Genomic DNA, 20,469 nt, shown 5'->3' with positions numbered 1-20,469 from the left:
AAAGTTTTCATAACAACTGGAGGTAATTAGATGACAGTTGCAACACAAGTTAAACAAACATTAGCAGGATTAAAAAGTGCTCAAGCAAGTCTTGAAACATTTGCTCTACAAACCGAAAATCAGCAAGCGAAACAAATGTATCAAAACCTTGCTCAACAAACACAATCCATTGTTGATTCTTTAGAGCCGAGAATGCAACAGATTGAACAAGAAGAACCACAATACAAACAATAGATTAGAAAAGCGCAATGCGCCCTTTCATGACCGAAATGCATATGTTCGGGATGATAAGAAGTGCTTTTTACTTTTAATCGTCCAGGTTATTTGACACGAGTTCATGGCGCCTGGATCTAGACAACTTTCTAAGTCCAAAAATGTTATACTTTCTTATCTTTTAAGAAAAGACCATCATCAATATGTTTCTGATGCTGGTCTTCCTTCAACTTAGTAAACTTTTTGTTTCTAAGTATAAAATAGTACTTATTTTATAAAATACATATCTAAAGGTTTTTATTTACAGATAGAAAAGGGGTTAGTGACATGTCGGATAAAAAGAAAAAAAATTTAACTCCAACACAACAAGAATACCAAAAGTTCGCAAGTGCTAGAGAAATAAAACGTCCTGTCTTAAAAAACTGCATAAAAGCATTTTTAGTGGGTGGTTCCATCTGTATGTTCGGGCAATTAATCCAAACATTCTATTATACATTCTTCGATTTTACGGAGAAAACTGCTGGGGATCCAACCGTTGCGACACTTATTTTCATTTCTGTTTTATTAACAGGATTCGGAGTCTATGATACCTTTGGACAATTTGCAGGAGCGGGTTCTGCAGTACCTGTAACTGGCTTTGCAAACTCAGTCGCTTCTGCTGCCATTGAGCATCGATCAGAAGGGTATGTTTTAGGTGTTGGGGGAAATATGTTTAAATTAGCTGGGTCTGTTATTGTCTTCGGTACAGTAGCTGCATTTGTTATCGCCCTTATTCGTACCTTGCTTACACAGTTAGGAGGTTTATAAATGTTAGTAGGTAGTCGAACATGGGAATTCGAAAATAAACCTGTCATCATATCTACCGCTACAATCGGTGGACCCTTTGAGGCAAAAGGAAATTTACCAAATGATTTTGACACACTTCATGAAGACTTATGGTTAGGACAAGATTCATATGAGAAAGCCGAAAAAATAATGTTTGAAGAAGCATGTACAAAAGCAATAGAGAAAGCGAATTTAACCAAAGAAAATATACAATTTATTTTTGCTGGAGACCTAGTAAACCAAATTACACCAACAAGTTTCGCTGCAAGAACATTAGCAGTTCCTTATTTTGGTTTATTTGGAGCTTGTTCCACTTCCATGGAAGGATTAGCTCTTTCCTCCTATATTGTTAATTCGGGTGGAGCTAACTGTATTTTAACAGGAACTGCAAGCCATAACTCAGCAATTGAAAAACAATTCCGCTATCCAACGGAATACGGAGGCCAGAAACCTCCAACTTCCCAGTGGACGGTGACTGCCGCAGGTACGGCAATTGTCTCAGATAAAGGAGAAGGACCTCTTGTAACATCCTCAACTATCGGTCGTGTCGTTGATATGGGTCTGAGTGATCCATACAACATGGGAGCTGCAATGGCTCCAGCTGCCGTGGATACAATAGAAGCTCATTTTAGAGATAAAAATATTGATCCATCCTACTATGACTTAATTGTCACTGGTGATTTAGGAAAAATAGGTCATAACATTGCTTTCGACTTACTCGAGAAACATGGATTAAGTTTTTCCAATACACAATTTAGAGATTGTGGAATGATGATTTATAAAGAAGATCAACCTGTCATGGCAGGTGCAAGTGGATCCGGATGTTCCGCTGCTGTAACTTACGGTCATTTACTAAATCGTATGAAAAGTGGACAAATTAAAAGATTGCTTGTGGTAGCAACTGGTGCACTTTTATCTCCTCTTTCCTTTCAGCAAAAGGAAAGTATTCCATGTATAGCGCATGCTGTATCTATCGAAGCACCCGAATAGTAAATTCGAAAGGAGTTGATTCTGTGACAGTTGCATCTCAAGTGAAACAATGCGTAGCTAGCTTGAAAAATATAGAAGCTTCTTTAAATAGCTTCGCAATACAATCACAAAATAAAGAGGCTTCAGAAACGTTCCAAGAAACTGCCAATAGAACAAGAAAAGTGATTACTGATATGGAGAAACGTGTTGGTCAAATTGAATTAGAGGAGCCACAATATAAAGGGTTTTAATTCACTTACATGTGCATACCCTGAAAATACGCGTATCAGATTATCTAGTGATACTAACTTGTTGGTTGTATTCCATTCGCTACTGCCCACTCCCTTTCCTGTGGGGAGCTTGGCAAGCGCTCTGCGGTGTCTCGTCTCTACTCCGCTTCCCACTGGAGTTCCGTGGGCATTCGCCCATTCCATTTAGAGTTGATGTTACTAAGACATCTAATAATGTATTTTCACCTAACATAGTTCAATTACTTACACTCATTGTCTACTCTATTTTTAGGAGGTGATTTTTTTGCCAGGATGGCTTGAAGTTGTAATTCGCTCCTTCGTTTCCCTTGTTATTTTATTTACCGTATCAAAAATATTTATTAGGAAGTCTTTTACTCAAGTAACTTATTTTGAATTTGTATGCGGAATTGTGATTGGTGCTATTTTAGCTCTCGGTTCCATTAATCTTCAAATCCCTATCGCTTATCCTATAATGGGGTTACTTATTTGGGGCTTCATACCTTATTTTATGGGTTGGTTGTCCATAAAGAGTGAGACATTTAGAAACCTTGCTTATGGGCGCGGCATACCCATCATTAAAGATGGAAAAGTATTAGAAGATAACATGAAGCAACAAAGATACTCCTCTGATGAATTACTTAAACAATTACGAAGTAAAAATGTTTTTCAAGTAGCTGATGTGGAATTTGCTGTTTTAGAAACAAGTGGTGATATTAGTGTCCTACTAAAAAAAGATTATCAACCAGTTACACCAAAAGATATGGGCATAAAAGTTGCTCCTATTAAAGAACCAGAAACAGTCATTATGGATGGGAAGATTCTAGATGAACCATTAGCGACAATAGGTAAAAATAGACAGTGGCTTGAAATGGAACTTGAAAAAATAGGTGTTGCTATTGAAAACGTCTATCTCGGTCAAGTGGATTCATACGGGCAACTAACAGTGGATTTATTTGATGATAAATTAAAGGTTCCATCCCCTCAACAATTACCACTTTTATTGGCAAACATTAAAAAGTGCCAAGCTGACTTAGAAGCATTTGCTTTACAGACAAATAATCCAACTGCAAAAGCAATGTATGAAAAAAATGCAGATGAGATGATGGTTGTTTTAGAAAAAGTAGAACCCTATCTCAAACAATAAATAGGAGGGTGAATAAAATGGATACATTTCGCCATTCCATCACCCTCCTTTTTTAAACTAATCATCGTCTACTTGCTCTAAAAACCACCGCTCGTGAAAGGAACCACGACGGTCCGCTTTATCCTCTCTAATAGCTTCTAACTCTTCTTTGGAATACCCATGATGCTCACTTAAACAATAAATTAACTCTAATAAATCCGCTAATTCTTCTACAGCCTGTTCCGCATTATCGGCATCTAAATACTCACTAATTTCTTCTTTTAATTTTTTCTGTGCTTCTCGTTCGAACTCTAAGCCATCAAGACGCCTAACGCTACAATAGGTTCCATTTTTGCGAATAATCTCTGGGATGCGATCTCTTACAAGCTTGTTATATACAGGCACTATCGTTCTCCCCCTTATCGATGGCCTTCTTTTTAACCCGAAAGATTAGATTCATCTACAGTATAATGATCTGTAAGTAAGGTAAACACAATATAAGCAATAAACGAAAAGACAACTGGCAAAACAACAGAATGCATTCCATAAATATGAGTCCAAAAGTGATGGATTACAACATAAGAAGATACGCCTACAATCATAGATGCTAAGGCACCATGTTTATTCCCTTTTTTCCAGTATAAACCGAATATCAACGGCCATATAAAAGCCGCTTCAAGACCACCGAAAGCAAATAAATTTAACGTTATCAGTAATTCTGGTGGACTGAGAGCAAAAGCAAACACTAATATACCTAGAACCGTTGTTACACCAAAGCTAACTTGTTTAATCCTCTTCTGTGTTGCGTCTGGCTTTACATAATTTAAATATACATCCTTTACTACAGCGGAACTAACTAGTAATAATAACGAATCCACTGTACTCATGATAGCTGCCAAAGGTGCCGCAAGAACAATACCCGCTAACCATGGTGGTAGTACCTGTAACGTAATGAGAGGCATTACATGGTCCGCTACCTCAATTCCTGGAAGAATAGGTCGAGCAAAAACACCTATTAAATGCATCCCTAACATAATAAAGCCAACAACAATAGTTCCAACAATCAATGCGCGGTGCATCCCTCGTGAATCACGATATGACATGGCACGAACAGCTACTTGAGGCAAAGCTATGACCCCTACCCCTACCAAAATCCAAAAGGATGATACATATAAAGGAGTTAACCCACCATCGTGCCCGTAAGGAGTAACTAAGTTCGGATTCTCAGCAATGAGATCACTCATTATATTGGATATCCCACCACCAGCGATGATTGTACCTATTAGAATAATTAGTGTTCCAAAAAACATCACTACACCTTGAATCGTATCTGTGAAAACAACTGCCCGAAATCCACCTATAATAACATAAAGTAATACAGCTACAGCAAAAATAAATAGTGCTGCTGTATAAGATAACCCTGTAATAGATTCAATGAGATACGCACCACCTACCCATTGTGCTGCCATCGCTGAGAACAAAAAGATAATAATACTTACAGCTGATAAGAGAACAACTGGTTTACTATCATAACGAGCCTTAAAAAAATCAATTAAAGTAATAGCATTATATTTTCGTGCCATGATCGCAAACTTTTTCCCCAATATCAGTAGTACAAAGTAACCCGTTGCAACCTGTGTCATGGCGAGCAAAACCCACCCTAAACCTTGTGTATAGGCTGCACCAGGACCACCAATAAAACTACTTGCACTTCCATATGTCGCTACCATTGTCATAGCTAAAATAAATCCACCAAGTTCACGACTTCCTAAAAAATATTCTTCTAGAAATGAACTATTCTTTCTATTAACATGCTTGGCAGACCAAAAACCTATAATAAAAATAACTGCGATAAAAATACTTAAGGAAATGATGACGGGATTATTCACTTACTTATCGCTCCTTTCCTCGTCCTCGAAAGGAACTTCTTTTAATAAAAAGGTAACTACAATACTTACCAAAATAACCATAACAACAAATCCTAGAACACAGCTATAAAAAAACCAAGCTGGAAGTCCAAAAATATAGCTATATTCTTCAACTGGCTTCGATCCAAGTCCATAGGCAAACCCATACCACCAAATAAAGTTAAACAGTACGAGAATAACACCAATTCTCGCTTCTCTATTCGCTACCTTAAACCTAGGGTCGTTCCAGTCAATATCATATTTATTAAACAATTTGATCCCCCCTTAAGGCTATCATTCCAATACAAAATAATTGTTATTAATTAAATTCATGACAAGATGAGAAAATCCTTTAAATGTTTGCAGTTTTGTTATGAAAATATGTTTCGAGATAATTTCAAATACTAAAAGGCTCCGGGGCTTGATTCTTATAATGAAAAGAGAGAACTACCACAAATGTTTTTCATACACATTTGTGGTAGTCCTCTGTGTCGATCTTGTGATTTACTTACATTAATGAACTTGAATCGTATAAATAGCTTTTTCCGTTTCTACTTTCATTGCTTCGGCTTCATTAATCGTTTTTACTTCTCCAAACAATGGAATTTCATATACTCCTTGTGGTAGCTCACTTTCTCCAATGTCTGTACGTACCATCCCCTGTCCATGAAGAATTATTTCTTGATCAGCTAGATAATCATCTTCATCATGATGCTCAATGGAGCGAACCGATACGTCCTTTAATTGTAACCGTACTTGGTCATGATCCATTATTTCGTTTTTGCCAGTAACAAACTCTTGTTTACTAATTAATAATGTATGTTCTTTTTGTCGCTCTAACCATTCTGTGAGTTCAAATATCGGATGGATCATTATGAATACCTCCTCATGCTTTCCTATTCGTACTATCTCCAAAAAAAGTGAATTCATACAACGGTACATAGCGATCACAAATAGGGCCAAAATTATTATCTTTAGAATAAAGATTTGATGCAAAAGTATTTCATTCACTAACTCATGTATAGTAAAGTATTAACTAATAGTGTTTATTTACAATGAGATGTTTACTTCACATGAGAAAACGTAAATATTTTAGAAAGAAAGGATGAATTGAATGATAGAAATTGCCATATCAAATTTACTTTCTCCAATGATCTTATTTTTTCTTCTTGGAATTATTGCAGTTTTAGTTAACTCCGATTTAAAAGTACCTTCTGCTTTTTACTCAGGCTATACAATGATCATCCTTTTTACCATTGGTATTAAAGGTGGTACAGAACTACGTAGTGTATCTTTAATGGATATGCTCCCTACGATCATCGCAGCCGTGTTACTAAGTATTGTTATGCTTTTTATCGCTCACTTCATGTTACATAGGATCTTTAAATACCCCATTGTGGATTCACTAGCAATTGCCGCACACTATGGATCCGTTAGTGCCGTTACCTTTATTGCTGGACAAGCTTTCTTAGATAAAACAGGAATACCATATGAATCATATATGTCTGCAGTACTAGTCATAATGGAAGGTCCTGCAATTATTCTTGCGATCATTCTTTATAAAATGTACATACAAAAACAAGGGGAAGAAAAAACGGAACAGACAAATCTAAAGCATGTTGTAAAAGAAGCTTTTTTTGGAAAGAGCATTTTCCTTTTACTCGGCGGTATTTTCATTGGAATGGTTGCAGATACAAATGGATTGCTACTTATTCAACCCCTGTTCGGCGATTTGTTTTATGGAATATTATGTATTTTCTTATTGCATATGGGTATGATTGCAACGCAAAGCTTAATTAAAATTAAAAATATCAACATCCTTTCATTTTTATTTGCTTTTATCTTACCTATCATCGGAGGTACGCTTGGGGTATTTACCGGTAATATTATTGGTCTATCTGTTGGTGGCTCCATGATTTTAGGGGTATTGACTGGAAGTGCATCCTACATTGCTGCACCTGCTGCTATCGCCCAAGCAATGCCAAAAGCAAACTCAGGAATTTACCTAGGGTCAGCATTAGGACTTACCTTGCCATTCAATTTAATTATTGGAATACCACTGTATTATTGGTTAGCGACTGTATTAGGATAAGTAAAAAAGAAACCACTTGGATTGTCTTTTGACATTGAAAAAGAGAAAGTTTACTTTTTCTTCTCTGTTCCTGTAAAGACCCCAAGTGGTTTTTCTTTATTCGGTTACACCTTTATTTAAACGTGGTTCCAACATTTTTTTCCAATTATTAGCTAACTCTTCTATTTTTAGTAATTCCTTTATAGCGTCTAGATTCTTTTTGTCGTGATGAAAAATATCATTCACATATTTGATAGAAAAATGTGTTTTACGCTCCATTAATTGTAATGGTGCCTCAACAGAAACTGATCCTTCTTTAAGTACACGTAAATAAAAACCAGTGTATCCTGTCTCTATAACTCGCTTCGGAAGTTTAGGCTCTTCATATCTTTTTGCTAGTTTATGACACGGAATCCTTGGTTGGCTCACTTGGACAATTGCATTCCCCCATTGAAACGTATCCCCGATATTTACATCTGTTTCTTTTAAACCATGTATTGTTATATTTTCACCAAACGCCCCTAATGGAAGCGCAATTTCTAATTCCTCTTCCCAAAATGGGTAATGATCATAAGAGTATACACACACTGCTTTTTCAGGACCACCATGATTTTTCTTATCTGCCTGGTCATCCCCTACTAAACAATCCTTATAAAGATATACATCTGTTGAAACTGATTTCTTGTTCATTGCTGATGTGACAGTTTCACCTAGTCCACTGAGTGGTTGTGGTTTTCCAACATTTAAAGAAATTAAGCTTTTCATTTAACATTGCCCCCTTCTTTGTAACTTCCATTTGAACTTATATCCTCATATTCCAAGAACTTAAGATAAAGCTCTTCGAGATAAAGCCATTGTTGTTAGATCATCAGATGGTGGGTTATGTAATCCTGCTCTCACATCTCGATAATATCGTTCAAGCTGGTTTGTCTTAAGCAAGCTTTGGCCCCCTACAATTCTCATAGCTAAATCCACCACATCAATGGCTGCATTTGTACAAACTGTTTTAACAGCTGCCAATTCCGCACCTAGCTGTTCTCTTTTATCAAGCTCATCATCCCAAATACTAGCCACATGATACATAAAATGTCTCGCTTTTAACAAAAGTAAATCCATTTCTGCTACTTTCCTTTGCACTTCAGGAATCTCTGCAATAGGATGCGGTAAACTGTTTGGTTGATATGATTTTGCAAATTCAATGGCTGTATCCCGCGCAGCAAGTGCTATCCCTATATAACACGCTGGAATATGTAATAACCATCCTTGGGGAGCTTTTCCATGCCCTGGATCTTTCGTTGCTACTAGTGCTTCATGGTTTACTTGAACATCTCGGAGTAACATGTCATCGCTTCGGGTTGCCCGCATCCCTAATGTATCCCACGTTGCTACAAATTCTACACCTTTGTAATCTCGTTTCAGAAGAAACTCTCCAATTTTTTCTTCTTCATTTTCTTTTTTAATGGAAGCTGTAATGATAATCCAATCTAATATTGGAGCCAATGATGTAAATGTTTTTTTGCCATTAATAATCCAGCCTTTTTGGTTGAATTGGGCTGTTGTTTCAGGGCGCCCCCCTCTTGCAGGACTTCCTGTACTTGTTTCTGTTGCTGCAGTATTAATAATTGTTTTTTCTTTAACAACGCTATTTGCTACTTCTTCAAAAACTTCATTCGACCATTTGTTTGTGTCCCTTAGTTGCATTATTGTTCCGTTGTGCCAACCTAAAGATAATGCAGTTGCACCGTCACCACGAGCAATTGTTTCTTGAACTAATAAAAATTCATATAAATTAATTTCCTCTCCTCCATATTTTTTTGGAACTGTTAGCTTTGTAATTCCATCAGCTTTAAGTTCTTCAAAATTTTGTACTGGAAAGGTAGCTTCTCTATCATGTATTTCTGCTCTTTGTTGAAAATTTTTAATCAAAGAAAGTGATTTGTTGTAAAGTTGATTGTGCCTTTCTGTTTTTAAGAATACATTTGTACTTTCATCCATCTTTTTCCTCTCCTTCATTCCTCTATTATTTCTGTTACATATTATTTAACTACTTTTCCAATGGAAATAAAAATATCTTATCTTTATAACTTACCATATTATAGTAAGTTCATTTAACATTAATACAATAGAACCAAATGGAAAAACTTAAACTAAGTAACTCTGATGATTGAAAGAAAATATTGTTTCAAGTCGATCCTTCCATAGATTTTAAAAGGTAAATCTGTCGATATCGATGTATGTACATATAAGTTTTATCAAGAAAAACGTAGGGTAATGACGATTATAACGTCATTCGAGATAGTACAACAAAATCTTTTCCCGGGAAATGATGAAATAACACATATTTTCCCACACTTTTACTTACTTTGTACCCCTACAAATCGACAATTGTGATAGAACTTATGAAGTGGAAAAAGAAATTGGAGGAATGATCTATGTTTTCAAATTCACACATTGGAATAGACTTAGGAACGGCGAATATTCTTGTATATATAAAAAATAAAGGAATTGTCTTAAACGAACCATCAGTTGTAGCAATTGATATTCATACTAACTCTGTTCTTGCTATAGGTAATGAAGCGAAAGATATGGTAGGGAAAACTCCTGAAAACATTGTCGCAATACGCCCTTTAAAGGATGGTGTTATTGCTGACTACCAAGTTACCATTGATTTATTAAAACATATAATGAAAAAAGTTAATAAAAAGAACGGAATATCTTTAAGAAAGCCAAACGTTGTAGTTTGCACCCCATCTGGAGCAACTTCTGTTGAACGTAGAGCCATTCATGATGCTGTAAAAAGCTTTGGTGCGAAACAGGTTGATTTAATAGAGGAGACTGTTGCTGCTGCAATTGGAGCAGACCTTCCTGTTTCAGAGCCTACCGCAAATGTGGTTGTAGATATCGGAGGAGGAACAACAGAGGTAGCTATTATTTCCTTCGGTGGTGTAGTTACTTCGAGGTCCATTCGTGTCGGAGGGGATCAATTAGATGAAGATATCGTTGCTTTCGTACGGAAAAAATACAATTTCTTAATCGGTTATAGAACTGCTGAGAACATAAAAATGGAGATTGGGTATGCCTTAGTGGATCATGAAGATCAGAATATGGACATTCGTGGCCGTGACTTAGTAACCGGGTTGCCTAAAACAGTAACTCTATCTTCGTATGAAATACAAGATGCAATAAAGGATTCCATGCTCTCAATACTTGATGCAATTCGCCACACATTAGAGAATTGTCCACCTGAACTAAGTGGAGATATTGTTGACAGAGGGATAACTTTAACTGGTGGTGGTGCATTATTGAACGGAATTCAAGAATGGTTAAGTGAGGAAATTTTCGTTCCAGTTCACATTGCCCCAAACCCACTAGAGTCAGTAGCAATTGGCACAGGGCGTTCACTAGAGATTATTCAAAAGCTACAAAAGTCCAAACGTCTGTCATAATATTGTCACGGGTCTGGCCCCTGAACTTTTGTTCAGGGACCAGACCCGTGAATTTTTTATGTCTTTTTTATTCGCAGGACGTTTTCTATGGAACTGAATTGGAGTACAGATCGATCTCTTTCTATCCACCCGGCTTTTTCAAACAAGTTCTTCAACGTTTTATTCAGTGCTACTAAGTAAATATGCATACCTTTGTTCTTTTGAATGCTAACCCAGGTTTCTAAATCATTTATTGCTACTGCATCCATATCATTAACTCCTGAAAAGTCAAAAATAATATTTATCACATTAGAATCTTCCTTTAGTTTTTTCGACAATTCCTCTTCCAATTGGTTCATGTTTACAAAATAAATAGATTCATTCACTTTTAAAAGGAGTGTATCTTTAATTTTTGTTGCATCCGGTTCCACTTCCATACTTTCAAACTTCGTTTCACTTTCTACATACCCAAGCTCAATTAATCGTGGCTTTGCACTTCTATAAACATATACTAGGAGTGAAAAAATGATTCCAATCATTATTCCAGTTTTAATACTAATAGTTAATGTTGCAACAAATGTAATGAGCAAAGAGATAGAATCAATACGCTTCACCTTCCATAAACGAATTACTTCCCTCATATTTATTAACTTATAAACAGCTACTAGAATGATTGCGGCTAAAACTGTTTGAGGTAAGTAATAAAAAACTGGTGTGAAAAATAATAATGTTAATATAACAATTACTGATGTGACTATTAGTGCAAAGGCAGTTTTTGCTCCTGATTCATAATTAACTGCCGAACGTGAAAAGCTTCCTGTGATTGGGAAACCTGAAAAAAAGCTAGTAGTCACGTTCGCTAGTCCTAACCCATTAAGTTCTCTGTTAGCATTTATTGTGTAGTTTTCTTTACTTGCAATTACTTTCCCAACTGCATATGCTTCTACAAATGCAATAAAGGATATAGTTAAGGCAATTGGAAGTAGTTCCACTACAGCTTGAAAGTTTAAAAAAGGAGTGGTTAGCTGAGGTAATCCACTTGGTACGTTCCCTACTATACTCATTCCTCTCATATCTAACTGAAATACTCTAACAACTATAATGCAAAATATAATAACTACGATAGCTCCTGGAAGTTGTGGTACCCATTTTTTTAATACCTTTATAATTACGATACTAATAATACCTAATATCAAAGTAGGTAGATGAGTATCTTCTATTCGCTGAACAAGCTCCCATGTTGTAAGCAAGACATTTCCCTGTGAATCAACCGGTATTCCAAAAAGGTGTTTTAATTGACTGAATCCGATTATTATCGCAGCAGCAGATGTAAAACCGCTAATAACAGCATGAGATATAAAGGTTGTTATGACTCCTAACTTAAATAACCCTAACAAGCATTGAATTATCCCAACCATGAGAGCTAGTAAAAGTACATAAGAGATATATTCCTCTAATCCAGGCTCTGCTAACTCAGACACTCCCGTTACAATAAGAAGTGAAACCATTGCTACAGGGCCAACACCTAAATGCCGAGAACTCCCATATAGTGCATAGATGATTAATGGAATCGTAGAAGCATATAATCCGAATACTGGCGGTAATCCAGCAAGCATTGCATACGCCATGCCTTGAGGAATTAGCATGATGGCAACAATGAACCCTGCAGTTAGATCCGCTCTTAGATTCGATTGAACATCATATACTTTCATCCACTCCATAAAAGGAAACCAACGCTCCAATGAAACCACCTCCTCTAATTTCACAAATTCGTCATGGACCAGGGCCCTGACAATTTTGTGTCCTGCTCATCAAAATTGTTAACTTCATAGCATGTTATTTTCGGTTTTATTTTGCTTTTTTAAACATAAAAATAGTGTGCGAAAGGGATTCTCCTCTTGCACACCATTCGATCTTATGAAAATCTTGTTTTTACGACAATGTTGTTAAAAAGTGCTCTTTAAACCTCCGTGCATCCACTTCCAAACAAACATCAATTTTTGGAGTCGTTTCACCATTAACCTCAAATGTTTTTCCGATTAATTCTTTACTTAAATCCACGCGAATAGACATGGGTTTTGTTTTCATTAAGCTTGGGTCAAGCACTGCACCGATCGCTAATGGATCATGTAATCCGCATCCTTCTAATCCATTCTCATTCATATAAAAATTCATATAGAATTTACTTATATTCAATAAAAACTTACTCAAAGGACTATCTGATTGAGCCCATTTTTCTGCATCCTTCTTTGTCAGTAACGTCTGCAACGTTACGTCTAACCCTACTAATGTTAAAGGAACTCCTGATTGAAATACAAAATCTGCTGCTTCTGGATCTGTATAGATATTTGCTTCTGCATGAGGAACCACATTCCCAGGAACTGTAACTGCTCCTCCCATTACAACGATGCGTTCGACCAAGTGGATGAAGTCTGGATCCTTTTTAATCGCTAATGCAACATTTGTCAGTGCTCCTACAGCTACAATTGTTACTTTATTTGGGAACTCCTTCACCTTTGAAAGGAGGAAGTCAACTCCATACATCTCTATCTTACTTTCTTTTGGCAAAGGCAATTCCACATTCCCCAACCCATTTTCACCATGCACATGCAATGCCTTTCCTTTAAGGTGGTCTCTTGCCATAGGTTTGTCCGCACCCATGCTTACGGGAATATGGGCTGCATCCATAACTTCAAGCACTTGCAATGTATTTCTCGTAGCTTCCTCAACAGATACATTTCCAAAGCTTGTTGTTATCCCTAATAGATCTAATTGTCCTGACTTGATAGCATAAGCAATCGCTAATGCATCATCAATTCCCGTGTCTACATCCAATATTACTTTCTTCATTTTCTCGCTCCTTCAACCAGCAACAGTCTTAAGCGTCACCTCGTCTTTCGTTGTAAAAATCGAAAAATGAGAATCGCTAGTACAATTATAAGAAGTAAGTGTATCAAATTACCAGCAATATTTAATATTATTCCAGCTAGCCAGATTGCAACCAGCACTGCAATAATCGCCCACAAAATACCCATAGGTCTCTACCTCCTTCGTAATTTCAATTAATTCAACTTGTCTTATTCGAAATTATTCCCGAAATCATCTATTTAAAACAAAAGGGAGTCCTTGTTTTTGATAGAGGGATATATTTTAAAGATCCCCCTAAATTTGATGCTTACTTTCTTACTACTTCCACAAAATTTAAACGATCGTTTAAATTTCACACAACATAGAAAAAGACACAACCCCCACGGTAATGTCTTCACCTGTACTAAAGCTATTTAAAATTTGTAAATTCCTGAAACCTCTTCCCCTCTTCCAAACGATCGGTATAATTCCCGTTTGTATATTCAAAAATGACCTTCACCCAAAACTCCTGTGCTGCCTTATTGGGAACAATTTGAAATACTTCCCACTGCCCTCGATGGGTATCAAAAATTGCCGATGCGACTTCCTTCCCTAATCCAGATCTACGATATTTTTTCATGATAAAAAATTCTGCAATGGAAAAATAAGATCGATCCTCTTCCTCTATGAAACGCACTAACGCAAAGCCAGCATACTTTCCATCAATCTCTATTAAATAAGGATATCTACTTTCTTCTTCCCAGTAGGAATCAATATAATCATATTTCGCAAAGAACCCATTTTCCTCCACATCAATATTGATAAAACCAGAGAAGTCATAAAAATAAAATTGCATCATGTTCCCTATTGTTGCCTTCTCTTCTACCGTTGCTTTCTTCAAGTTGAAATCCATTTTTCATCACCTTTTTCACAAAAGATATGTAGCAAGTAAATAGAGGTCGTAAAATTGCACCCGTTTTTTCCATTCCTTTAAAGGTATCACTATTTTTTTCTCGAATAATAAAGACGATGAATATTTGAGAGGTGAAAGCATGGTAATAACATCCGATTTCGCAAAACAGATAGAACAAAGTGAAATAACTATGGTTACTTCTAGATTACAAGGGATTCAACGCATCCCCAACAATCCCATGAATGTAGAAATTAAGAAATTCGGGGGAGCAACTGCCTTTACGGTGAAAAACATTCCTGGTCCTTCCTACAATACTGTGAAGGGTTTAGACAGTATAGACATGAATAAGATAAAAGATATAATTCATTTTTATCATGAAAAAGAAATTCCATGTCGTTTTGAATTAACTCCTGCACATTCCTCTCCTAAGTTGTTAGCAAAATTGACAGAACTCGGTTATTATCAAACTGACTTTCATACAACGTTAGCTGGTCCAGCAAGCAATATACAACTTAAACTCCCGGATAAGAACATAACCATTCGTCCACTCAAAGAAAATGAATTCCAACTTTTTGCTGAAATATATGTGAAGAGTTTTCAAATGCCTGAGTTTCTTACAGATGGCGTCGCCCAAAATAATAAAGTTTTATATAGCAACCCTAATTGGAAGTTTTACATAGCATGTGTAAATGAAATACCTGCTGCTATTGGAGTGCTATATATTACCGATGACTTTGCTACACTTGCAGCTTCTGCAACATTGCCTGAATTCCGAAACAACGGCTGTCATACCGCACTCATTCACAAACGCATAATTGATGCAACAGCTTCTCACAGTAAGTACATTGTTGGACAGGCTCGCTTTGGAAGTGTTAGCCAACTCAATATGGAACGGATTGGAATGAAAATCGCTTATACGAAAGCAATATGGATTCAGCGTAGTTAAAAATCAGGCGGAGAAGTTTCCACCTGATATTCTCCATACAATCATTTAATACGCTTTCGTTAACCCACCATCAACGATTAGCATTTGACCTGTTATATATGTGTTTAATGCAGAACCTAAAAATAAAGTGGCATTTGCAAATTCATCCGGAGTTCCATATCGACCGAGAGGGATTTTTTCTGACATTTGCTTTTTTACCTCTTCCAGTACCAGTCCAGTGGACTCAGCAAGATTACTATCGAGCGATTGCACCCGTTCCGTATCAATTCTTCCCGGTCCAACAGTATTCACTAGTATTCCGTATTCCGCAAATTCCTTGGATAATGTTTTAGTTAGACCTGTTATTCCCATTCGAAAAACATTGGATAGTAACAAGCCGTCCACAGGCTCTTTCATTGACATAGATGTAATCGTAATAATTTTCCCCTTTGAAACCTTTAAGTAAGGAAGTGCGTGCTGAACTGTTCGTACAACACTCAGTAAATTTTGTTCATAAGCAAAGTTCCAATCTTTCTCTGATAGCTGTTCAAATTTCCCTGGAGGGGGGCCACCGGCGTTATTTACGAGAACATCGATTCCACCGAACCGTTGCGCAGTTTCCTCTACTAGTTTTTTCACATCGTCTGCTCTAGAAACATCACAAGGGATCCATGCAATAGAGCCTTCTGCAAACGTGCTTAGTTCTTCTGCTGTTTTCTTAAGCGTAGACACGTTACGACTAGTGATCATAACATTAGCTCCTTCTTTTGCATAAGCTGCAGCCGTCGCTTTGCCGAGACCTTTACTAGAAGCTAGTACTAGAACATTTTTTCCTTTTAAGCCAAAACCCATCTATCCTCACCCTTTCAGAGATAATATAACAATGAATACTTATTTCGACTTTAGAATGAAAATTCCCTTTATTAATAACAGAACTACGTTTTTAAACAATTGTTTAAAAATGGTATACTACTTATATTCACAGCAGTTTAAAGCAAAGTAGGTGAAACTTATGTATACAATTCTATCTGCAATTATCTTTATTGGTGCAACTCTCATCAGTCTGCAATGGTTCTTTGGAATACGAAAGTTAGTTATATTAGATAAGGAAAAAACAGAAGATTTCTTTGAGATTTCCCACAAAGTATCTATTATCGTAGCCGCGAAGAATGAAGAAAAGGATATAAAAGAATGTTTAGAATCTCTATTGAACCAACTCTACAAAAATATGGAAATCATCATAGTTAATGACCGCTCAACAGATAACACTGGTCCTATCATTGATATATTAGCTACAAATAATATAATCAAAGCCATTCATATTAAAGAACTCCCTCATGGTTGGTTAGGGAAAAATCACGCATTGTATAAGGGTGCACAACATGCGACTGGAGACTGGCTTCTATTTGTGGACGGAGATGTTATTTTTACAGAACATACAGTTGAAAAAGCGGTACAATATACAGAACGAAAGAGGCTAGATCACCTTACTCTTATGCCTGAGAACTTAGGCGGTACTTTTTTCTACCGAACGTTCCATAGCTATTGGAGTATCATTGGAATTTGGAATTTCATCCAGCTTCGCCACGCTGGTGTAGGGGCTTTTAATTTTATTAAACGCACTGTGTACGATGAAATCGGAACTCACGCAGCGTTACCTCTTGCTCCTGATGACGATTTGAAACTCGGGAAAAAAATAGTTGAAAAAGGCTTCAAGCAGCAACTTGGATTTGGAACGGGATTAGTGCGGATTCAGTGGTACGAAGACATGTTAGAGGTTATTCGTGGGCTTGAAAAAAATTTGTTTGCATTTATGAGGTACAATCTTTTCGTTGCTTTCATTTTTTCATGCGTTATCTTTCTCGTTCACGTTTTACCATTCATAGGTTTGCTATGGGCTAACTCAGTAGCACTTGTTTTCCACATAGCAACCATTGTTGTGTATGTAGGAATTTATTTATATAACAAGCATTATATTAACGAGTCCTTTTGGCATGTATGTACTGTACCTATACATGGCTGTATATTTATCTATTGTATTTTGCGATCTGCTTTTAAAGCTATTAGTGGGCGTGGTATTGAATGGAGAGGAACAACCTATTCTCTTAAGGAATTGAAAAGAGGAGCAAAGAAACCGAAGTAGCTGTTTTTCACTACTAATTGGAAAGTGGATACATTAAAGGGAATAGAGAGAATGTATATACCTAACAAAATGGGGTGTTCAAAGAGAAAGGCATTGAGGACACGAATAAAGCTTTCATCAAACCATATGCCTTCAGCTTAATAAACACTGGATTCATGGAAAAACCTCCCAAAAATATAAGTTACATTGATTATATTTTAATATAATTATCCATTTTAGGTCATCTACCAAATTTATTTTTTGGAAGATACATTTGAAGAGTCTAGAAGTCCATAAAAAAAAGAGGTACTAAGCCCTCAATGTCTAAATCCACTTATAATTGTACCTCTTCCATGCCTAATTGTATCTTTTATTACCTCGAAAAAATAATCCAGATAACTGCAACTAATATCACTAGAAATAATAAGGAAAAGATTGCAGACTTTCTTTGTGATACTCCTTTATTATTCTTCTTCCCCGTCTTATTTTCCGTAAAAGTAGCTTCACGATTCCCATCAGTTACTGTTTTGTGCATTTGTCCATCATCCTTTATTAACTCTCCTTATTGTGGTAATTTTCAGTTTATTTAAATGTAATATACCATATTTTTATTAATCTATATCATAAAGAAATTACAATTCAGTAAGAACAACCAACTGATATGAATAGTTTATTAGCACCGAAAAAGGGAGTCGTATCCCTTTCTCAGTACTTTCTAAAAATCATTGACCTCTACTAAATTATCTTCTTATATCCTCGATAACTTGTATTAACTTTTTCACAATTTCTTCCTGAGTATGATCATCTCTTTGATTATAAAAGATTATATGGAAATCAAAAACATCATCAACAATACCCCTTGCTACAATCTGTCTTTCTGTAGGATTTCCATCTTCATCTACAGTAGGAGTGAAGCTTTCAATAATTTCGTAGTCATCACCCTGTGTCAATGTTTTGCTATCAGTACCACCAGAAAAAATATTTGCATCCTCTATTAAATATAAAGCAAATACAACACTCTGTGTTTTCTCTTCTCTCTCCATATAAGTTAATTCTGGCCCATACCTTCGATCGATAGTGCGTATTTCAATGTTTGACTCAGCATCAAGAACAGGTTCAAAACATGGTATGGACACTCTTGATTGCGCATCAACGAAAAAGGAATATGTTCGGTCGTTATCCCATTGTGGACACGATTCTTTTAATCGTTTATCTGCTCTATCTTTATCCTCTCTTTTTTCTTCTAGCAATGGCACTAATAGGTCATTAATTAAATATTTATCAATATGTCCTGCATATATCTTTGAGGCACTTTCGTCAGATTGGATGTAAACATTTCCTGATTTATCAAAAGCAAACATCAAATACGCAGTTTCATAATTATCTCTAGCTTCGAACCTTATATAGTTCATTTCATCTTGCAATTTAAGGTGAATCAAATCTTCATCTGTCTCATGAACTGGTAACTCCTGAAGTTCTGAAAGAATAGTGGCTATAACTGCATTCTCTAACTCAACCTCATAACTTTCATTATAAAGACCTTGAATAACATCTCCTACATTCGCTCGTTGATAAACATCTATGTTCCATAAATCTCGCACTAGGATAACTCTTTCTTCCCCCTCCGGCCTTTCTTTCGCATATACAACAATTTTTTCAGAAAAGCCATTGGTAACAGATACATCCAGTTCCCAATAACCTGGTTTCGGAAACTCCATTGAAATCGTTAAATGAGAGTCCGCACCGTTTTGCGGGAACCCTGCAACATATCCCCAACGTCTAACTGGATTTCCGTTATTCGTTAAAAGGATGTAGCTCTCTTCTCCACTCTCATGAGTACCTTCTATCTTTAAACTCGATGTTAATTCCTCTTCGTCTCCCCAGAAATACCAATCATATTCAAATGGGTCGTTCGCATAGATGTTGGAGGATTCTCCATCATAATCTACAGTAAAACCAACCCTACCCTCTATTCCAATTAAGTGATAAGGCGTATCTTCTAAAGGGAAAATTTCACTTTCTACCCATTGCTTTTCAACTTCTTGTTCATTATCTGCCCCAATATCTGTGCCTAGAAATGTTGGTAAGTATAGTAGGAGGAAGATTAGTGCTGCGGATACTATAGATATATAGTAAGAATAAGGAATTGGTTTCTTCTCAGGAGCATCCTTCAATCGTTCTAGCGTGTCACGCTTTTGCCGCTCCGAACGCTTTGTTTTTCCTAACTCAGAAAATACTTCATCGGAAATCTTATTACTACGATCTTTTTTCATACTGATCATCCTCCTTCCGAATAACGTTCATTTCCTGCTTCAATGCCTGCATCGCTCTCATTGTTGTGGACTTCACTTTGCTTACCGACCAGCCTAACACTTCTGAAGTTTCCTCGACAGATAACTCTTGTATCTTTCGCAATATGAGAACCTCTTGGTAAGATACCTTTAATTTTTTTATCCCTTCGTATAATTCCCTTACTACCTCACCTTTTTGGAATATTTCATCAGGTGTCTCCATGTCCTTGAGAGGGTGGGTTTCTTTTAATGGAAAAAAACGAATTTTCCTCCTTCTTCGCCAATAGTCATAAACAACGTTTCTAGCAATTGATATAATCCATGTATAATAGCTTGATTCTCCTCGAAAGTTATCAATTGTACGCTTCACTTTCAGAAATGTGTCGTGAGTTAGATCCTCAGCAGTCTCTTCATTTCCTACCATCAATAAGATAAAATTATGAACTCGGTCACTATATTCGATATACAATTCCTCCCACGTCATTCCAACACCTCGCTTTCTACATCAATAGTCGAATGGGAAAAAAATCCGTTGCATTTTTAGGAAAAAAAATTTAATATTTTTCAAAAACAAGAAAAAGAGAGTT

23 protein-coding genes are annotated in these 20,469 nt (G+C 36.4%); 9 read left to right on the top strand and 14 right to left on the bottom strand.

Features of this window, described 5'->3' with window-relative positions:
- The first annotated feature begins 30 nt into the window (after positions 1 to 30).
- The 5 genes from ACERII_RS14975 (at position 31) to ACERII_RS14955 (ending at position 3,402) form a co-directional block, all read left to right on the top strand.
- The gene (locus tag ACERII_RS14975) at positions 31 to 234 is read left to right on the top strand and encodes a DUF1657 domain-containing protein (protein ID WP_373643364.1); all 204 of its coding nucleotides are present in this window, start codon (positions 31 to 33) and stop codon (positions 232 to 234) included.
- Positions 235 to 540: 306 nt separating this feature from the next.
- Complete coding sequence (gene spoVAC / locus ACERII_RS14970; protein WP_373643362.1) at positions 541 to 1,020, top strand: stage V sporulation protein AC; 480 nt, start codon at positions 541 to 543, stop codon at positions 1,018 to 1,020.
- Positions 1,021 to 2,028 carry a stage V sporulation protein AD gene (gene spoVAD / locus ACERII_RS14965; RefSeq protein ID WP_373643360.1) on the top strand — a complete coding sequence of 336 codons (1,008 nt, stop codon included), beginning with the start codon at positions 1,021 to 1,023 and terminating at the stop codon, positions 2,026 to 2,028.
- 23 nt (positions 2,029 to 2,051) lie between these two features.
- On the top strand, positions 2,052 to 2,258 hold the full coding sequence (locus ACERII_RS14960; protein WP_373643359.1) for a DUF1657 domain-containing protein: 207 nt from the start codon (positions 2,052 to 2,054) through the stop codon (positions 2,256 to 2,258).
- Between the two features lie 283 nt (positions 2,259 to 2,541).
- Entirely contained in the window at positions 2,542 to 3,402 is an 861-nt protein-coding gene (locus ACERII_RS14955; protein WP_373643358.1) for a DUF421 domain-containing protein, read from the top strand.
- 57 nt (positions 3,403 to 3,459) lie between these two features.
- On the opposite strand, the gene ACERII_RS14950 is transcribed toward ACERII_RS14955, so the two are convergent.
- The 4 genes from ACERII_RS14950 to ymzB form a co-directional block, all read right to left on the bottom strand.
- The gene (locus ACERII_RS14950) at positions 3,460 to 3,786 is read right to left on the bottom strand and encodes a pyrophosphohydrolase domain-containing protein (protein ID WP_373643357.1); all 327 of its coding nucleotides are present in this window, start codon (positions 3,784 to 3,786) and stop codon (positions 3,460 to 3,462) included.
- A 32-nt stretch (positions 3,787 to 3,818) separates the two neighbouring features.
- Positions 3,819 to 5,270, bottom strand: coding sequence for a sodium/pantothenate symporter (gene panF, locus ACERII_RS14945; RefSeq protein WP_373643356.1), 1,452 nt, complete (start codon positions 5,268 to 5,270; stop codon positions 3,819 to 3,821).
- Positions 5,271 to 5,561, bottom strand: coding sequence for a YhdT family protein (locus ACERII_RS14940; RefSeq protein ID WP_373643355.1), 291 nt, complete (start codon positions 5,559 to 5,561; stop codon positions 5,271 to 5,273).
- Positions 5,562 to 5,801: 240 nt separating this feature from the next.
- Positions 5,802 to 6,161 (bottom strand): protein YmzB, encoded by a 360-nt coding sequence (gene ymzB / locus ACERII_RS14935; RefSeq protein ID WP_373643354.1) that lies wholly within the window; start codon positions 6,159 to 6,161, stop codon positions 5,802 to 5,804.
- Between the two features lie 241 nt (positions 6,162 to 6,402).
- On the opposite strand from ymzB, the gene ACERII_RS14930 reads away from it, so the two are divergent.
- On the top strand, positions 6,403 to 7,380 hold the full coding sequence (locus ACERII_RS14930) for a sodium-dependent bicarbonate transport family permease (protein WP_373643352.1): 978 nt from the start codon (positions 6,403 to 6,405) through the stop codon (positions 7,378 to 7,380).
- Between the two features lie 96 nt (positions 7,381 to 7,476).
- Here the strand turns inward: ACERII_RS14930 and ACERII_RS14925 are convergent, their stop codons facing one another.
- Positions 7,477 to 8,124: an MOSC domain-containing protein gene (locus tag ACERII_RS14925; RefSeq protein ID WP_373643350.1), complete on the bottom strand. Its 648-nt coding sequence runs from the start codon at positions 8,122 to 8,124 to the stop codon at positions 7,477 to 7,479.
- A gap of 60 nt (positions 8,125 to 8,184) precedes the next feature.
- Entirely contained in the window at positions 8,185 to 9,354 is a 1,170-nt protein-coding gene (locus ACERII_RS14920) for an acyl-CoA dehydrogenase family protein (RefSeq protein ID WP_373643349.1), read from the bottom strand.
- Between the two features lie 437 nt (positions 9,355 to 9,791).
- Between ACERII_RS14920 and mreBH the strand changes: the two genes are divergently transcribed.
- On the top strand, positions 9,792 to 10,805 hold the full coding sequence (gene mreBH / locus ACERII_RS14915; RefSeq protein WP_373643347.1) for a rod-share determining protein MreBH: 1,014 nt from the start codon (positions 9,792 to 9,794) through the stop codon (positions 10,803 to 10,805).
- 56 nt (positions 10,806 to 10,861) lie between these two features.
- Here mreBH and ACERII_RS14910 read toward each other — a convergent pair whose 3' ends face one another.
- The 4 genes from ACERII_RS14910 to ACERII_RS14895 all read right to left on the bottom strand — a co-directional run bounded on the left by ACERII_RS14910 (position 10,862) and on the right by ACERII_RS14895 (position 14,544).
- A complete protein-coding gene (locus tag ACERII_RS14910; RefSeq protein ID WP_373643400.1) occupies positions 10,862 to 12,535 on the bottom strand; it encodes a SulP family inorganic anion transporter in 1,674 nt (557 codons plus the stop codon).
- A gap of 181 nt (positions 12,536 to 12,716) precedes the next feature.
- Complete coding sequence (locus tag ACERII_RS14905; RefSeq protein WP_373643345.1) at positions 12,717 to 13,634, bottom strand: nucleoside hydrolase; 918 nt, start codon at positions 13,632 to 13,634, stop codon at positions 12,717 to 12,719.
- Between the two features lie 35 nt (positions 13,635 to 13,669).
- On the bottom strand, positions 13,670 to 13,819 hold the full coding sequence (locus ACERII_RS14900) for a lmo0937 family membrane protein (RefSeq protein ID WP_373643344.1): 150 nt from the start codon (positions 13,817 to 13,819) through the stop codon (positions 13,670 to 13,672).
- A gap of 242 nt (positions 13,820 to 14,061) precedes the next feature.
- Positions 14,062 to 14,544 carry a GNAT family N-acetyltransferase gene (locus ACERII_RS14895; protein ID WP_373643342.1) on the bottom strand — a complete coding sequence of 161 codons (483 nt, stop codon included), beginning with the start codon at positions 14,542 to 14,544 and terminating at the stop codon, positions 14,062 to 14,064.
- Between the two features lie 139 nt (positions 14,545 to 14,683).
- Here ACERII_RS14895 and ACERII_RS14890 point away from each other — a divergent pair, with 139 nt between their 5' ends.
- The gene (locus ACERII_RS14890) at positions 14,684 to 15,490 is read left to right on the top strand and encodes a GNAT family N-acetyltransferase (protein ID WP_373643341.1); all 807 of its coding nucleotides are present in this window, start codon (positions 14,684 to 14,686) and stop codon (positions 15,488 to 15,490) included.
- Between the two features lie 45 nt (positions 15,491 to 15,535).
- Here ACERII_RS14890 and ACERII_RS14885 read toward each other — a convergent pair whose 3' ends face one another.
- Positions 15,536 to 16,321 (bottom strand): SDR family oxidoreductase, encoded by a 786-nt coding sequence (locus ACERII_RS14885; protein WP_373643340.1) that lies wholly within the window; start codon positions 16,319 to 16,321, stop codon positions 15,536 to 15,538.
- A 160-nt stretch (positions 16,322 to 16,481) separates the two neighbouring features.
- Here ACERII_RS14885 and ACERII_RS14880 point away from each other — a divergent pair, with 160 nt between their 5' ends.
- Positions 16,482 to 17,612 carry a glycosyltransferase family 2 protein gene (locus ACERII_RS14880; protein ID WP_373643338.1) on the top strand — a complete coding sequence of 377 codons (1,131 nt, stop codon included), beginning with the start codon at positions 16,482 to 16,484 and terminating at the stop codon, positions 17,610 to 17,612.
- 352 nt (positions 17,613 to 17,964) lie between these two features.
- On the opposite strand, the gene ACERII_RS14875 is transcribed toward ACERII_RS14880, so the two are convergent.
- From ACERII_RS14875 to ACERII_RS14865, 3 genes are all read right to left on the bottom strand, one after another.
- Positions 17,965 to 18,126: a hypothetical protein gene (locus ACERII_RS14875; RefSeq protein ID WP_373643337.1), complete on the bottom strand. Its 162-nt coding sequence runs from the start codon at positions 18,124 to 18,126 to the stop codon at positions 17,965 to 17,967.
- A 205-nt stretch (positions 18,127 to 18,331) separates the two neighbouring features.
- Entirely contained in the window at positions 18,332 to 19,864 is a 1,533-nt protein-coding gene (locus tag ACERII_RS14870; RefSeq protein ID WP_373643336.1) for a hypothetical protein, read from the bottom strand.
- Positions 19,848 to 20,366 (bottom strand): RNA polymerase sigma factor, encoded by a 519-nt coding sequence (locus ACERII_RS14865; RefSeq protein ID WP_373643335.1) that lies wholly within the window; start codon positions 20,364 to 20,366, stop codon positions 19,848 to 19,850. The genes ACERII_RS14870 and ACERII_RS14865 overlap by 17 nt, the downstream gene beginning before the upstream one ends.
- Positions 20,367 to 20,469: the final 103 nt, after the last annotated feature.

The sequence above is a fragment of the Evansella sp. AB-rgal1 genome, from assembly GCF_041820985.1.
Classification (GTDB): domain Bacteria; phylum Bacillota; class Bacilli; order Bacillales; family Salisediminibacteriaceae; genus Evansella.
This window is presented reverse-complemented; position numbering and strand designations above follow the sequence as displayed.

Excerpts from the sequence above, each read along its gene's own strand:
- mreBH (WP_373643347.1), top strand. The coding sequence starts at position 9,792 with ATGTTTTCAAATTCACACATTGGAATAGACTTAGGAACGGCGAATATT.
- ACERII_RS14875 (WP_373643337.1), bottom strand. The coding sequence starts at position 18,126 with ATGCACAAAACAGTAACTGATGGGAATCGTGAAGCTACTTTTACGGAA.
- ACERII_RS14930 (WP_373643352.1), top strand. The coding sequence starts at position 6,403 with ATGATAGAAATTGCCATATCAAATTTACTTTCTCCAATGATCTTATTT.
- ACERII_RS14885 (WP_373643340.1), bottom strand. The coding sequence starts at position 16,321 with ATGGGTTTTGGCTTAAAAGGAAAAAATGTTCTAGTACTAGCTTCTAGT.
- ACERII_RS14890 (WP_373643341.1), top strand. The coding sequence starts at position 14,684 with ATGGTAATAACATCCGATTTCGCAAAACAGATAGAACAAAGTGAAATA.
- ACERII_RS14905 (WP_373643345.1), bottom strand. The coding sequence starts at position 13,634 with ATGAAGAAAGTAATATTGGATGTAGACACGGGAATTGATGATGCATTA.
- ymzB (WP_373643354.1), bottom strand. The coding sequence starts at position 6,161 with ATGATCCATCCGATATTTGAACTCACAGAATGGTTAGAGCGACAAAAA.
- spoVAD (WP_373643360.1), top strand. The coding sequence starts at position 1,021 with ATGTTAGTAGGTAGTCGAACATGGGAATTCGAAAATAAACCTGTCATC.
- ACERII_RS14865 (WP_373643335.1), bottom strand. The coding sequence starts at position 20,366 with ATGACGTGGGAGGAATTGTATATCGAATATAGTGACCGAGTTCATAAT.
- ACERII_RS14880 (WP_373643338.1), top strand. The coding sequence starts at position 16,482 with ATGTATACAATTCTATCTGCAATTATCTTTATTGGTGCAACTCTCATC.
- ACERII_RS14920 (WP_373643349.1), bottom strand. The coding sequence starts at position 9,354 with ATGGATGAAAGTACAAATGTATTCTTAAAAACAGAAAGGCACAATCAA.
- ACERII_RS14925 (WP_373643350.1), bottom strand. The coding sequence starts at position 8,124 with ATGAAAAGCTTAATTTCTTTAAATGTTGGAAAACCACAACCACTCAGT.
- ACERII_RS14895 (WP_373643342.1), bottom strand. The coding sequence starts at position 14,544 with ATGGATTTCAACTTGAAGAAAGCAACGGTAGAAGAGAAGGCAACAATA.
- ACERII_RS14870 (WP_373643336.1), bottom strand. The coding sequence starts at position 19,864 with ATGAAAAAAGATCGTAGTAATAAGATTTCCGATGAAGTATTTTCTGAG.
- ACERII_RS14975 (WP_373643364.1), top strand. The coding sequence starts at position 31 with ATGACAGTTGCAACACAAGTTAAACAAACATTAGCAGGATTAAAAAGT.
- spoVAC (WP_373643362.1), top strand. The coding sequence starts at position 541 with ATGTCGGATAAAAAGAAAAAAAATTTAACTCCAACACAACAAGAATAC.
- ACERII_RS14900 (WP_373643344.1), bottom strand. The coding sequence starts at position 13,819 with ATGGGTATTTTGTGGGCGATTATTGCAGTGCTGGTTGCAATCTGGCTA.